This window comes from Bacillus cereus group sp. BfR-BA-01379 (assembly GCF_022663605.1).
Lineage (GTDB): Bacteria > Bacillota > Bacilli > Bacillales > Bacillaceae_G > Bacillus_A > Bacillus_A mobilis.
In genome coordinates this window covers 34775-47951 of the sequence record NZ_JAKUFT010000041.1, presented here as the reverse complement: position 1 = coordinate 47951, position 13177 = coordinate 34775, and the positions used below count along the sequence as shown (strand labels likewise).

Below are 13177 nucleotides of genomic sequence, written 5' to 3'. Positions count from 1 at the left end.
TTACCTTCCGCATGAGAATAAGAGCCGCCTGCTGTCGTTTCACTTCCTTCACTATGGGAACTATGTCCAGTTGCTTTCGTTTTTGACCCTTCTGCATGAGAGAAAGAAGCTTTTGCGTGTGTAAGAAGCCCTTCTGCATGTGAAGCTGTCCCCTCTGCATTAGAGTGAAGCCCTTCTGCATGTGCATACCGCCCACCTTTTTTCACTTTTGTATTTTCAGGTGTAGGGGTTTGAATTATGATCGTTTTTTCCGTTTGTATATCATTGGATGGTGCTAATGCTTCTTTTATTTTCTTCACTTGATTGATAATAGCAGCTGGAATTTCTGCTTCTGCTTTTTTATTTATTGCTACAGGTATATTTTCTTCTATATTTTTCTCTGTTTGCTCAGAGGGCACAATCTGTTCATTATGAGTAGAGAGAGGTTTATTTTTTTGCTGCATCTTTGTTTTTCTATTATCAATTATGCGGCTCATTACAGCATTTTCTAAAGAGACATATTTTGGTCTGGCTTTGTTTTTGGGGGAAGCCTCTTGTCCTTCCAGTTCTTCTAAAGCTGCAGCTCGGATGCTGCACCAGTTGTTAATTCCGTACATGGGCAGATAAAAAGGCGGGCATTTTCTTTTTTGTTTAGAAGATTTTTTCTTCATTCTGTCACCTCCTGCGACAGTATATGCCGTGTAATGAAAAAAAGATGCACTTTATTGCATCTTTTTTTCATTACTTTACCTAGTTTTGGTATGAGAGCGGCCTAAATGATATGGTAATCCCTCGTAAGTTATGAAATTGGGCGAAACTTCTCTGGGACAAAAGGTAGGGAGGAAGGGACAGAAACAGTCTCCATTTCGGGATAACGTAATCCAGTTAAACGCCCGCCAAATACAGCACCAGTGTCAATATTAACTGTATGATTTACAAAGCGAGGTTCTTTTACAGGTGTATGTCCATATATAATCCAATATTTTCCTTTGTATTCCTTCGCCCAGTCGCGACGGACAGGAGAGCCGTCAGCATGTTTTTCTCCTGTAATATCGCCATATAATACAAAGGTTTGTACTTTTTTATCTTGTCTTCCTATGTAATCTTGCCGAATTCCGGCGTGACATACAATTAACCTTTTTTCATCGAGTACGTGATATAAAGGGGATTGTTCATAAAGTGTGATGAATTTTTCTTTTATAATATTTTGTTTATGAGAAGGCAGTGCTTCATATTCAGCAACAGTTGTTTCGAGCCCGTGAGCGATTGATACGTTACGCCCAAGGAAAAATCGGTATAGTTTATTACAGTGATTTCCCGGAGCGTAATAAGCTACTTTTTTATTGATGACAAGTTCCCATACAATTTCAATCATACGTAATGAATGAGGGCCCCGATCTGTAATATCACCAACAAATGCAAGCTTACGTTGATCAGGGTGGATCGGTAGGTCACTATTCCACTTATATCCGAGTTTCGTCGTTAAATCTTGAAACTCTTGGAAGCATCCATGAATATCCCCTATAATGTCATATTTCATATTTAAACCTCCATCATATTTTCCATTAGTATATCTAAAAAAGGATAGAGATAAAGTGAAACTTTAATCAGTGGGGGTGTTCTTCATCCCCCACTGATTATTAGCCCTCACCAATCGGACTTTAATGGGCAGCCCGACCCCCACCTAACTTCTTTGCTTTCGCTGAATTTTAAGGTGGGGGTCTTACTGCCCATTAAAGCTTGATAAAAATATACCGTTTTTGTACTTCATTTAAACATAAAAATTTTCGTCCTTGAGCGAACGTTCAAAACAAATCCAATCGCTATCATGTATGTGAGTAAGGAACTTCCTCCGTAGCTCATAAGGGGTAGTGTGATTCCTGTAATAGGGAGTAACCCGATAGTCATCCCGATATTTTGAAATACTTGAAAAGTAAACATTCCGATTGTACCAGCGCAGATGTAACTACCAAAAGGATCATTACTTTCTAAAGCGATATGAATCATGCGGAAAATGAGTAGGAAAAAAAGTGCAATAATGACACTTGCGCCTAAAAAGCCGAATTGTTCAGCGACATTAGTGAAAATAAAATCTGTATGTGGTTCTGGAAAGTATACTTGTCCATTTTCCCAACCTTTACCTTGCATTTCTCCTGATCCAGTAGCTAAGAAAGCTTGTCTTAATTGATAGCCTTGCGCATCATATTTGTATGGAGCTAACCAGCCATAAAAGCGATTTAGTTGATATTCTTGTAAAATGTGTGCTTTAAAGAATTTTGTATGAGTAAAAAAAATATAAGTTAATGTAACGCCAGCTGCAGAAATGCCAGAAACTAATCCGAAAATAAAACGCCAACGTATACCAGAAACTAGTATCATTGCTGCGAGCATAGCTGAAATTACCATCGTATTTCCTAAATCAGGTTCCTTTGCAATAAGCAGCAGAGGTGGCAAACTTGTTGCACATATTTTTCCGAGTAATAAAAAATCGTCGTGTATTGTTCGGGAAAAATATTTCTCATTGTGATTTGCTATAATTCGTCCGGTGACGAGGATTAAAAACAATTTCATAATTTCAGAAGGCTGGAAATTTCCGATGCCTGGGAGCCTGTACCAAGCGGTAGCGCCTTTAATTGTGACGGCACCTGGTACTTGAAGTTCTAGTCCAATGAGTAGTACCAATGCAAAGCTATATAAATACCAAGCAATTTTTTGATAACGATCGAAATCAATAATCATAATGACACCAATGGCTATAAATCCAATGAAGTACCATTGGATTTGCTTTAATACAAAATTTACGCTTTGCAAAAATGGTGGTAAAGAAGCTTGTGCACTTGCAATTGCAAAGCAACTAACAGTCCCAATGGCAAATAAGATGAATAGTAATACGTAGTCTATTTGATATTGAGAATTTGGATCTTTCAATGTATGTATTCCTTTCTATCGCCTAGTAAGTATATGGATCATGTCATGATAAAAATAATATACAAGCAGACTATGCATACATTTATTCCACTTTTTGTGGGAAGTCATACATCACGAGGAAGGAATAGCTCCTCCCTTGTGATAGACTATATTGCACGGAGCTCTTTTGTAATGATATGTAAACAATGGGAAAGGCGGGCATGTGTATTTATATCTGGAATGAGGTTTGGGAATAAATTGTAAAATTTGACTGCATTTTTATACCATCCGTAAGCTCTTATCAAACCCTTTTTATAATATTTAGTGTCTTGTAAGAAACCATACTTTTTTGAGGTTAAAACGAGCTGAGAAAAATCTTCACAGCCCTCAAGGAATTTGTGACGTACTTGCTGTCCCGTATGAAGGCGGAATGAACTTAAAGGCTCAGTGATATACATCGCATCACCTTTTGAAAGTAAACTTATCCAAGAGGCCATATCAACACTACAACCATATTTTCTGCCATTTAAAGTGCCGAAAGGATCCGTTAATAGGCTTTTTCTAAAGAGTACGATTGTAGGTTCACCGATAATATTTTGTCCTGCCATAAGCATACGGTTTCCAAAATCTTTCCCATTTAGTAGCGTATCTTCATCATATAATTTTTTCATGGAGGGATGTTGTTCAATTATATCTCCATTATCATCAATCCAAGTGCGATAGGATGTGATAAGTGCGAGATTTTTATTTAAGTCTTGTTGGAAATAAAACATCATTTTTTCGATTTTATTATTATAAAATGTATCATCGTCCATCAAGAAATTTATGTACTCTCCATTTGAATGTTCTAAGAGCATAAGAGCGTTATGAAATTGTCCTAGCGTAGAGGCGTTTCGAATGTATGTTATATGTTTATGCTTATGTAAATAATGTCTGTATATTAATTTTTCTGTTTCATTATTTGTACTATCGTCCCCTACAATGATTTCAATATTTGAATACGTTTGTGCTAATGCACTTTCTAAAGCAATTTTAAAATAATGTGGTCGATTATAGGTGGGAATAAGAATGGAAACGAGAGGCGGATTTTTTATATTATTCATATACAACTACCTTTCAGAAGTTTTTTGTGTAAGAATAATATCTTGATAACTTGTGTGTGCAGTTCTGCTACACCATGAACCATAATGAGTGGGGGACTGTACTTCTAGCCCATATTTATTTAATAGGGTACGAATATCTTCCTCAGGATAGGCAACTGCGAAATTCGGAATATCTTTATTTAGAACATAACAATTATCAATTTGATGATAAAAACCTAACGTACTTAGTCCGGCATTTAAGTAATAGGATGATTCAGGATTAATTAAAAAGAAAGTAATAAAACATCTCCCATCTTTTTTTAGAACTCGTGCAATCTCGCGTACGTAATGTTCTAATTCTTTCGGAAGGAGATGGGTAAATACAGACGTTAAAAAAATAAAATCAAATGATTCATCTTCATATGGAAACTTGTATTGGGAGGCATCTTCTTTTCCATCGGGATTGTAGAACTGATTATATATATCGACATGTTCAAAATGGAAATTGTTACGGCGTGTTGAAATGTTACTTTTGCACCATGTAATTCCCGCATTAAATAAGTCAAATCCATAATAAGTACCATCATCGCTTAAATAATTCATTAATGGAACCGCCATTCGGCCGATGCCACAACCTACATCTAACACTGTTTCATTTGATTTTAAATTGCCAATTTCAATAAAGTACTGCATAAACTCTTTTCCAACTTCTTCAAAGTTACCACCTACATATTGAACGAGTTCTGGGGGTGGAATTAATGTGATTTTTTTCTCGTTTTCGTTCATACATTCACTCCGTCCTTGTAGTAAAGTAGGGGATTTCTATTGTCCATTTATAGTGAGGGGAACTTTACACAATTCGTTCTTATGAATAAATAGTGTAATAGAACCCCTCAAAAAATAAAATTATATTCTATTCTTTTCGCCAATAAATACCGAAATCATCAATTGTAGTAATAGGAGCTTTTAAGTTTCTTTCATTTCTGAAATCTGTTACAGCTTCGGCGCATGTTACCAATCCGTAATCATCAATAATAATATAGCCACCTGTTGAAACTTTATCGTATAAGTTAACAAGACTATCCATTGTTGATTCATACATATCACCATCAAGGCGAGCAATTGCAATTTTTTCTACTGGTGCGGAAGGTAAAGTATCTTTAAACCAACCCTTTAAAAATTTCACCTGATCATTTAATAAATCGTATTTTCTAAAGTTTTCTTGCACTGTTTCTAAGGAAACTCGTAAGTAATCGAATGTATGCAAATAATCACCGTAATCTTTCGGGTATTGTTCTAAGTTAGGTGCGGGCAGACCTTCAAACGAATCGGCAACCCACACAGTACGATCCGTAATATTATTTGCTTGTAAAAAACCATTCATAAAAATGCATGATCCTCCACGCCATACACCAGTTTCAATAAAATCACCTTCTATATTTTCCCTGACAACAGTTTCCATAGCCTCATGTAATTGATTCATACGTTTTCGCCCAACCATACTGTGTGCTGCTCTTGGCCAATCCTTTCCACCTTGACGCTCACTTTTTGAAACGTTAGGATCAACGATTTTTAAATTGTGATTTTCTACGTACTGCTTAAGAAATAAAGGAAGTGGAACTGTAACTGGTTCATATGATAGCTCTTTAGATATATGTAAAGAAGCAGGTAAGTATGGTTCGTATTCTAACCATATTTCAAATAAAATGGTTTTCTTTAATAACTCGAGATAAAGCTGGACAGCAGATTTATTTTCCATATAAGAGCCTCCTGCAGAATGTCATACAACATTATGACTATGTAGAAAAGAAAGATTTCATGATTGAATTTAGCAATGAAAAAGCAGTAAAACTGATATCAGTTTTACTGCTAAGTACAAAATTAAGCGATTTTTTCAATAATAATTGATGCACTTGTACCAAGAGCTAGTGATAATCCAATTCCTGTAACAATTGCTTCAACGAGTGATGGTGTTGTAGTAATTTGTGTAATGGCTTGGATAACGATAGGAGCTCCAAGTGAAATCAAGCTTGTGCCCGCACCTGGTACATTAACTCCATTAACTTGAATTCCAAGACTTCCTAATAAACTTACTGCCGCTGTATAAGCAATAACAGTAATTTTATAGAAACCAGTTTCACTAATTACGAAAGTATCGGCATCCATTTGAGAAATTGCCGTACCAAACTGAGATCCAACGGTATTAAATGGTACTGGATCATTAATTCCAAGAGCCAAAGAAACTGTAGCTGAGTTAAAGGCATACAATCCTGCTGGAAGTCCTAATCCAGAAGGTCCAGTTGGCCCAGTCGGTCCAGTCGGCCCAGTAGGTCCAGTCGGTCCGGTAGGGCCAGTAGGGCCAGTTGGTCCAGTCGGTCCAGTCGGCCCGGTAGGAAGGGTAAACGGTGGTATTGGTGGTAATGTTGGTCCTACAAGATTAGGGTCAAATGCACTAGCTGATAAAGATTCATCGGGATTTAATCCATCTGAATAATTATTATTTGACATAAATTCACCTCCATAAAGCGTTCATTATATAGTAGATGCAAAACCGGAAGAAAATGACACGGACATTTGAATTATTGAAAAGAAATCTTAAACTGCTTGTGCAAGTTAAAAAAGTGGAAAGTTTATTGTATGTATAACATATGATTGATTTGGAAGAGGGTGATTATGTTGAACAAGCAAGGAATTACAATTAGTTTATGTATGATTGTTCGAGATGAGGAAGATACAATCGGTCGATGTTTAGACGCAGTAGAAAAAATTGTTGATGAAATTATTGTAGTTGATACAGGTTCTATTGATCGAACGAAAGAAATTGTAGCTCAATATACCTCTAACATATATGACTTTCCATGGATTAACGATTTTGCGGCAGCTAGAAATTTTTCTTTTTCGAAAGCAACGCAAGAATATATATTATGGCTAGATGCTGATGATGTGTTATTAGAAGAAGCTCAAGAGGCATTGAAGCTATTAAAAAGAGAGTTAGATCCTGATGTTGATGCTGTTTCGATGCCGTATCATCTTGTAATGGATTCTAACGGGAAACCTTTATATTGTACAAAAAGATATCGACTTGTAAAGCGTGAAAAAGAATTTCAATGGTTTGGAAAGGTGCATGAGTATTTAGCTATTTTTGGTGAGATTTTTAATAGTAATGTGGCGATTACACATAAAAAAGAAAAGAAAGTAACGAACCGTAATTTGAAAATTTTTCAAGATGCTGTAGCAGCTGGAGAAGAATTGAGTCCGAGAGATTTGTTTTATTACGCGAATGAATCTATGGATAATCAAAAATATGATGATGCAGTTCTGCTATATGAAACATTTCTTAATCAAGACGAAGGTTGGTATGAAGAGAAAATTTATGCATGTGGTAAATTAGGAGATTGCTATGCAAAGCTTGGAATGTGGGAGAAGGCAGTTGAATCTTGTGTAAAGTCATTTCGATATGATGTTCCTAGAGGAGAGAATTGTACAAGAATAGGATATATATATATGGATCAACAAAAATATAATGAAGCAATTTTTTGGTTTAAACTTGCAACAGAAGTGACAATGGCAACAGACAGTCCTTTTCACAGTCCAGCTAGCTACACGTGGATTCCTTATTTACAAATGTGTATTTGTTATAGCAAGTTAGGCGAGCAAGATAAAGCTTATTATTACAATGAATTAGCAGCTTCTTATGTTCCGAATAATGCTGCAATTGAATATAACCGCAAATATTTTCGGAGTGTTTTTGATGAACAATATAAATCGTTATAGGTTGCGTTTTTTAGAAATGGCCTTATTACGATTCTAACTATAATAGATTGGCTATATAGTAAAGTATCCGTGTACTGGTTACATGTATAGACTTCATATGAGGTTTATATTTCAAATTCAATTTGCATAAGGAGTGTGTGAAATGAATTCTCCAAAAAATTCTTTATATGAAGAAAAGTCTGGGCATTATTATAATGCAGTGAATCCGAATTTATTAAAGCATATAAAAAAGGAATGGAAAGAAGTTCTTGATATTGGTTGTTCGAGTGGTGCATTGGGGGCGGTCATAAAAGAAAATGGTACACGTGTATCAGGAATTGAGGCATTCCCAGAGGCGGCAGAACAAGCGAAAGAAAAACTAGATCATGTTGTTTTAGGTGATATAGAAACAATGGATATGCCGTATGAGGAAGAGCAATTTGATTGCGTTATATTTGGAGACGTATTAGAGCATTTATTTGATCCGTGGGCTGTAATAGAAAAAGTAAAACCATATATAAAGCAAAATGGTGTAATTTTGGCTAGTATACCGAACGTTTCTCACATCTCAGTATTAGCTCCCTTACTCGCTGGAAATTGGACGTATACAGAATATGGTTTATTAGATAAAACACATATTCGTTTCTTTACATTTAATGAAATGCTGCGAATGTTTTTAAAAGCAGGTTATTCGATTAGTAAAGTAGATCGTGTATATGTTGATCATAAAATGTATGAACCGCTTATTGAGGAATTATATGGGATTTGTAAAAAATATCGTCTTGGAAGTGGCTTCATGGCTGAGACGGTTGTATTTCAATACATTATTGAAGCAGAAAAATCACAATTATGAGTGCGGCAGATAAAACAATATTATTTGTTACGTGTATAAATGATCGGCAAATGTATGCACAATGTGCGCGACATATATTACAATTGCCAGTTCCTCCAGGATATACGATACAGTTTATGCCGATTCGGAATGCAAAAAGTATGACGAGCGGATATAATAAAGCAATTTCGCATCCAGCGAAATATAAAGTGTATATACATCAAGATGTTTTCATTGTAAATATGGGGTTTTTATACGGATTACTTCAATTGTTTCAGGAACATGAACATCTTGGAATGATTGGTATGGTTGGAGCCCAATATGTTCCTCCAAATGGAATATGGAATGTAGGTAGAGGAGTTGTTGGAAAAGTCATTGGTTATATGAATGATTTATATTATATGGCAAGTCAAGAAAAGCCATATCATGACTCAAAAACATTTATGCCTGTAGAATGTATTGACGGATTATTAATGGCAACGCAATACGATATTCCGTGGCGTGAAGACTTGTTTGATGGGTTTGACTATTATGATGTGTCTCAATCATTTGAATTTAGAAAAGCTGGATATACAGTTGGGGTTCCTGTACAGCGTGATGCTTGGTGCATTCACTATCATATTGATGTGAATATGACCAACTATGAAAAGTATAGAAAGATATTTGTGGAGCACTATATGTCAGATGTAAATCAAGACGAATAGAGGGGCTACAAGATGAAGGATCATACAATATTAGTCGTTGTTTGTATAAATAATGAAGAGCTATTTGAACAATGCGAGAGACAAATAAGAAACCTTTTTGTTCCCCCTGGTTATGTCGTACAAATTTTTCCGATACGAGATGCGAAAAGTATGGCAAGTGCATATAACCGAGCACTTTCCTATCCCGCGAAGTATAAGGTTTATATACATCAAGATACTTACCTTATTAATCGAGAGATGTTTTATACACTCATTTCTCTTTTTAAAGATAACGAAAAACTTGGTTTAATTGGCGTAGCTGGAGCTCAGTTTTTACCGAGCAATGGGATATGGTGGGAAGGGAAAAATTTAGTAGGGAAAGTGATTGAGTACAGAAGACAAAATTATCAATTGTTGAATTTAGATCAGCTGTTTTATGGGAATCAATCATTTATGTCAGTTCAGGCAATTGATGGATTATTAATGGCCACACAATATGATATTCCGTGGCGAGAAGACTTGTTTCAAGGGTTCCACTTTTATGATGTGTCGCAGGCTTTAGAATTTCAAAAGGCGGGTTATTTAATTGGTATCCCTAATCAAGCAAATTTATGGTGTATTCACTACAACGGGGATGAGTTTGATGCGGATACATATGAGAAGTATCGGAAAGTATTTGTAGAACATTACAAAGATATACTATCTCCATCATAAGGGAGAGATGCAGGATGAAAGGAATTATTTTAGCAGGTGGAACTGGATCGAGATTATATCCAATAACGAAAGTAACGAATAAGCATTTGCTTCCCGTTGGACGTTATCCAATGATTTATCATGCAGTATATAAGCTGAAACAATGCGATATTACAGATATTATGATTATTACAGGGAAAGAGCATATGGGAGATGTTGTTAGTTTTTTAGGAAGCGGTCAAGAGTTTGGCGTGTCCTTTACGTATCGTGTGCAAGATAAGGCCGGGGGAATTGCACAAGCATTAGGGCTTTGTGAGGATTTCGTCGGGAACGATCGTATGGTAGTTATATTAGGAGATAATATTTTTTCAGATGACATTGCTCCGTACGTTGAAGAGTTTGCAAATCAAAAAGAAGGTGCGAAAGTACTGCTGCAATCTGTAGATGATCCAGAGAGATTTGGCGTAGCGCACATTCAAAACAGAAAAATAATTGAAATTGAAGAAAAGCCGAAAGAGCCGAAAAGTTCCTATGCAGTTACAGGAATTTATTTGTACGATTCGAAAGTCTTTTCTTATATAAAAGAATTAAAACCTTCCGCAAGGGGAGAACTTGAAATTACAGATATCAATAATTGGTATTTAAAACGAGAGGTACTTACTTATAATGAAATGGGCGGTTGGTGGACTGATGCGGGAACGCATATTTCTCTTCAAAGGGCGAATACGTTAGCACGGGATATAAACTTTGGGAAACAGTTTAACGGAGAATAGGTGAGAATATGAAAGTTGTAGAAACAAACTTTATCGACGCAAAATTGTTAGAACCGAGGTTATTTGGAGATGAGCGTGGCTTTTTTACAGAAAGTTATAATAAGAAGGTACTAGAAACATTAGGAGTTACGCATTCATTTGTACAGGATAATGTTTCTTATTCGGCAGAAGCGGGAACGATTCGGGGGTTACACTTTCAAAAAAATCCGAAAGCACAAACGAAACTTATTCAAGTTATGCAAGGCGCAATCTATGACGTTATCGTTGATTTGCGAAAAGATTCACCAACGTTTAAGCAGTGGAGAGGATATATTTTAAGTGCGGATAATCATCGGCAATTATTAGTGCCAAAAGGATTTGCACATGGTTTTTGTACACTTGTCCCGCATACGATTGTTATGTATAAAGTAGATGAGTATTATAGCGCCGAGCATGACTCAGGGTTACTTTGGGAAGATAAAGAATTAGCAATTCCATGGCCGGTAACAAGTCCTATTTTGTCTGATAAAGATCGAATATTACCGTTACTTCAGGAATGTGAAGATAGCTTTTGAGTAGGAGAGTTGTTATATGAATATATTAGTAACAGGTGGGGCCGGATTTATTGGAAGTAATTTTGTTCATTACATGTTACAAAGCTATGAAACATATAAAATTATTAATTTCGATGCATTAACATATAGCGGGAATTTAAATAATGTAAAGTCTATTCAAGATCATCCGAATTACTCTTTTATAAAAGGGGAAATTCAAAATGGAGAGCTGCTGGAGCATGTTATTAAGGAGCGTGACGTGCAAGTAATTGTCAATTTCGCAGCTGAATCACATGTGGACCGTAGCATTGAAAATCCGATTCCTTTTTATGATACAAATGTAATTGGGACAGTAACCTTATTAGAATTAGTAAAAAAATATCCACATATTAAACTCGTGCAAGTATCAACAGATGAGGTGTACGGCTCTTTAGGGAAAACAGGGCGATTTACCGAGGAAACCCCGTTAGCTCCAAATAGTCCATATTCTTCAAGTAAGGCGAGCGCCGACATGATAGCTTTATCTTATTATAAAACATATCAATTACCAGTTATAGTAACGCGTTGCTCCAATAACTATGGGCCGTATCAATATCCTGAAAAGTTAATTCCGTTAATGGTTACGAATGCGCTAGAAGAAAAAAAGCTACCGTTATACGGCGACGGATTAAATGTAAGAGATTGGTTACATGTAACGGATCATTGTAGTGCGATTGACGTCGTTCTGCATGAGGGGCGTATAGGAGAAGTATATAATATAGGTGGAAATAATGAAAAAACAAATATAGATGTTGTGGAACAAATCATCTCTCTCTTAGGAAAAACGAAAAAAGATATTGAATATGTGACAGACCGTTTAGGACACGATCGTCGTTATGCGATTGATGCAGAGAAAATGAAGAATGAATTTGATTGGGAACCGAAGTATACGTTTGAGCAAGGATTACAAGAAACAGTGCAATGGTATGAGAAGAATAAGGAATGGTGGAAACCATTAAAACAGTAAGGGGCATATAAATGAAAGAACGGATTATCATAACAGGAGCAAATGGTCAATTGGGAAAGCAACTACAAGAAGAGTTAAATCCTGAAGAATATGACATATATCCATTTGATAAAAAGTTACTAGATATAACAAATATATCCCGAATGCAGCAAGTGGTACAAGAAATAAGGCCACACATAATTATTCATTGTGCAGCGTATACGAAGGTTGATCATGCTGAGAAAGAACAAGATCTCGCTTATGTAATAAATGCAATAGGAGCTCGAAATGTAGCGGTTGCTTCACAATTAGTAGGGGCGAAATTAGTTTATATTAGTACTGATTATGTATTTCAGGGCGACAGACCGGAGGGGTACGGTGAATTTCATAATCCAGCGCCGATAAATATATACGGAGCTTCTAAGTATGCGGGAGAGCAGTTCGTCAAAGAGCTACATAATAAATACTTTATCGTTCGTACATCGTGGCTATATGGTAAGTATGGGAATAATTTTGTGAAAACGATGATGAGATTAGGTAAAGAAAGAGAAGAAGTATCTGTTGTAGCGGATCAAATCGGTTCTCCTACTTATGTGACAGATTTAAATGTGATGATTAATAAGCTCATTCATACTTCTTTATACGGTACGTATCATGTATCAAATAGAGGCTCGTGTTCTTGGTTTGAATTTGCAAAGAAAATATTTTCGAATGCAAATATGAAAGTGAATGTATTACCAGTTTCAACTGAAGAATTTGGAGCAGCGGCAGCGAGACCGAAATATTCTGTTTTTCAACATAACATGCTACGATTAAATGGTTTTTCACAAATGCCTTCTTGGGAAGAAGGATTAGAGCAGTTTTTTATAGAAACAAAAAGTCATTAACAAAATTTAAGTTAATGACTTTTTTGTTTGCCTTTAAGAGGTTTTATGGTACTATAATTATAGTATCAGG

14 protein-coding genes and 1 pseudogene are annotated in these 13177 nt (G+C 35.9%); 8 read left to right on the top strand and 7 right to left on the bottom strand.

Annotated elements, in window-relative coordinates:
- From MR113_RS16495 to MR113_RS16465, 7 genes and pseudogenes are all read right to left on the bottom strand, one after another.
- Nucleotides 1-650 (bottom strand): annotated as a pseudogene (locus MR113_RS16495) (peptidase G2 autoproteolytic cleavage domain-containing protein); the annotation flags it as partial.
- 128 nt (nucleotides 651-778) lie between these two features.
- Nucleotides 779-1519: a bis(5'-nucleosyl)-tetraphosphatase PrpE gene (prpE, locus tag MR113_RS16490; protein WP_242255576.1), complete on the bottom strand. Its 741-nt coding sequence runs from the start codon at nucleotides 1517-1519 to the stop codon at nucleotides 779-781.
- 227 nt (nucleotides 1520-1746) lie between these two features.
- Nucleotides 1747-2907 (bottom strand): FtsW/RodA/SpoVE family cell cycle protein, encoded by a 1161-nt coding sequence (locus tag MR113_RS16485; RefSeq protein WP_242255573.1) that lies wholly within the window; start codon nucleotides 2905-2907, stop codon nucleotides 1747-1749.
- A 146-nt stretch (nucleotides 2908-3053) separates the two neighbouring features.
- Nucleotides 3054-3989 (bottom strand): glycosyltransferase family 2 protein, encoded by a 936-nt coding sequence (locus MR113_RS16480; RefSeq protein ID WP_242255572.1) that lies wholly within the window; start codon nucleotides 3987-3989, stop codon nucleotides 3054-3056.
- Between the two features lie 6 nt (nucleotides 3990-3995).
- Nucleotides 3996-4754, bottom strand: a complete 759-nt coding sequence (locus tag MR113_RS16475) for a class I SAM-dependent methyltransferase (RefSeq protein ID WP_242255571.1) — start codon at nucleotides 4752-4754, stop codon at nucleotides 3996-3998.
- Between the two features lie 127 nt (nucleotides 4755-4881).
- Complete coding sequence (locus tag MR113_RS16470; RefSeq protein ID WP_098109762.1) at nucleotides 4882-5727, bottom strand: TylF/MycF family methyltransferase; 846 nt, start codon at nucleotides 5725-5727, stop codon at nucleotides 4882-4884.
- Between the two features lie 122 nt (nucleotides 5728-5849).
- Entirely contained in the window at nucleotides 5850-6476 is a 627-nt protein-coding gene (locus MR113_RS16465) for a BclA C-terminal domain-containing protein (protein WP_242255570.1), read from the bottom strand.
- Nucleotides 6477-6641: 165 nt separating this feature from the next.
- Between MR113_RS16465 and MR113_RS16460 the strand changes: the two genes are divergently transcribed.
- The 8 genes from MR113_RS16460 to rfbD all read left to right on the top strand — a co-directional run bounded on the left by MR113_RS16460 (nucleotide 6642) and on the right by rfbD (nucleotide 13107).
- Nucleotides 6642-7742 carry a glycosyltransferase gene (locus MR113_RS16460; protein ID WP_242255569.1) on the top strand — a complete coding sequence of 367 codons (1101 nt, stop codon included), beginning with the start codon at nucleotides 6642-6644 and terminating at the stop codon, nucleotides 7740-7742.
- Nucleotides 7743-7884: 142 nt separating this feature from the next.
- Nucleotides 7885-8574 carry a class I SAM-dependent methyltransferase gene (locus MR113_RS16455; protein WP_242255568.1) on the top strand — a complete coding sequence of 230 codons (690 nt, stop codon included), beginning with the start codon at nucleotides 7885-7887 and terminating at the stop codon, nucleotides 8572-8574.
- The gene (locus MR113_RS16450; protein ID WP_073517533.1) at nucleotides 8571-9257 is read left to right on the top strand and encodes a glycosyltransferase family protein; all 687 of its coding nucleotides are present in this window, start codon (nucleotides 8571-8573) and stop codon (nucleotides 9255-9257) included. Before MR113_RS16455 ends, MR113_RS16450 begins: the two co-directional genes overlap by 4 nt.
- 12 nt (nucleotides 9258-9269) lie before the next feature.
- On the top strand, nucleotides 9270-9950 hold the full coding sequence (locus tag MR113_RS16445; RefSeq protein WP_242255566.1) for a glycosyltransferase family protein: 681 nt from the start codon (nucleotides 9270-9272) through the stop codon (nucleotides 9948-9950).
- A gap of 14 nt (nucleotides 9951-9964) precedes the next feature.
- Nucleotides 9965-10702, top strand: coding sequence for a sugar phosphate nucleotidyltransferase (locus MR113_RS16440; RefSeq protein ID WP_242255564.1), 738 nt, complete (start codon nucleotides 9965-9967; stop codon nucleotides 10700-10702).
- Between the two features lie 8 nt (nucleotides 10703-10710).
- A complete protein-coding gene (rfbC, locus tag MR113_RS16435) occupies nucleotides 10711-11256 on the top strand; it encodes a dTDP-4-dehydrorhamnose 3,5-epimerase (RefSeq protein WP_242255561.1) in 546 nt (181 codons plus the stop codon).
- A 16-nt stretch (nucleotides 11257-11272) separates the two neighbouring features.
- Entirely contained in the window at nucleotides 11273-12241 is a 969-nt protein-coding gene (rfbB, locus tag MR113_RS16430; protein WP_242255559.1) for a dTDP-glucose 4,6-dehydratase, read from the top strand.
- Between the two features lie 11 nt (nucleotides 12242-12252).
- On the top strand, nucleotides 12253-13107 hold the full coding sequence (gene rfbD / locus MR113_RS16425) for a dTDP-4-dehydrorhamnose reductase (RefSeq protein WP_097845354.1): 855 nt from the start codon (nucleotides 12253-12255) through the stop codon (nucleotides 13105-13107).
- The last annotated feature ends 70 nt before the right edge of the window (nucleotides 13108-13177 follow it).

Excerpts from the sequence above, each read along its gene's own strand:
- MR113_RS16470 (WP_098109762.1), bottom strand. The coding sequence starts at position 5,727 with ATGGAAAATAAATCTGCTGTCCAGCTTTATCTCGAGTTATTAAAGAAA.
- MR113_RS16445 (WP_242255566.1), top strand. The coding sequence starts at position 9,270 with ATGAAGGATCATACAATATTAGTCGTTGTTTGTATAAATAATGAAGAG.
- MR113_RS16480 (WP_242255572.1), bottom strand. The coding sequence starts at position 3,989 with ATGAATAATATAAAAAATCCGCCTCTCGTTTCCATTCTTATTCCCACC.
- MR113_RS16465 (WP_242255570.1), bottom strand. The coding sequence starts at position 6,476 with ATGTCAAATAATAATTATTCAGATGGATTAAATCCCGATGAATCTTTA.
- MR113_RS16460 (WP_242255569.1), top strand. The coding sequence starts at position 6,642 with ATGTTGAACAAGCAAGGAATTACAATTAGTTTATGTATGATTGTTCGA.
- MR113_RS16450 (WP_073517533.1), top strand. The coding sequence starts at position 8,571 with ATGAGTGCGGCAGATAAAACAATATTATTTGTTACGTGTATAAATGAT.
- MR113_RS16475 (WP_242255571.1), bottom strand. The coding sequence starts at position 4,754 with ATGAACGAAAACGAGAAAAAAATCACATTAATTCCACCCCCAGAACTC.
- prpE (WP_242255576.1), bottom strand. The coding sequence starts at position 1,519 with ATGAAATATGACATTATAGGGGATATTCATGGATGCTTCCAAGAGTTT.
- rfbD (WP_097845354.1), top strand. The coding sequence starts at position 12,253 with ATGAAAGAACGGATTATCATAACAGGAGCAAATGGTCAATTGGGAAAG.
- rfbC (WP_242255561.1), top strand. The coding sequence starts at position 10,711 with ATGAAAGTTGTAGAAACAAACTTTATCGACGCAAAATTGTTAGAACCG.
- MR113_RS16455 (WP_242255568.1), top strand. The coding sequence starts at position 7,885 with ATGAATTCTCCAAAAAATTCTTTATATGAAGAAAAGTCTGGGCATTAT.
- rfbB (WP_242255559.1), top strand. The coding sequence starts at position 11,273 with ATGAATATATTAGTAACAGGTGGGGCCGGATTTATTGGAAGTAATTTT.
- MR113_RS16440 (WP_242255564.1), top strand. The coding sequence starts at position 9,965 with ATGAAAGGAATTATTTTAGCAGGTGGAACTGGATCGAGATTATATCCA.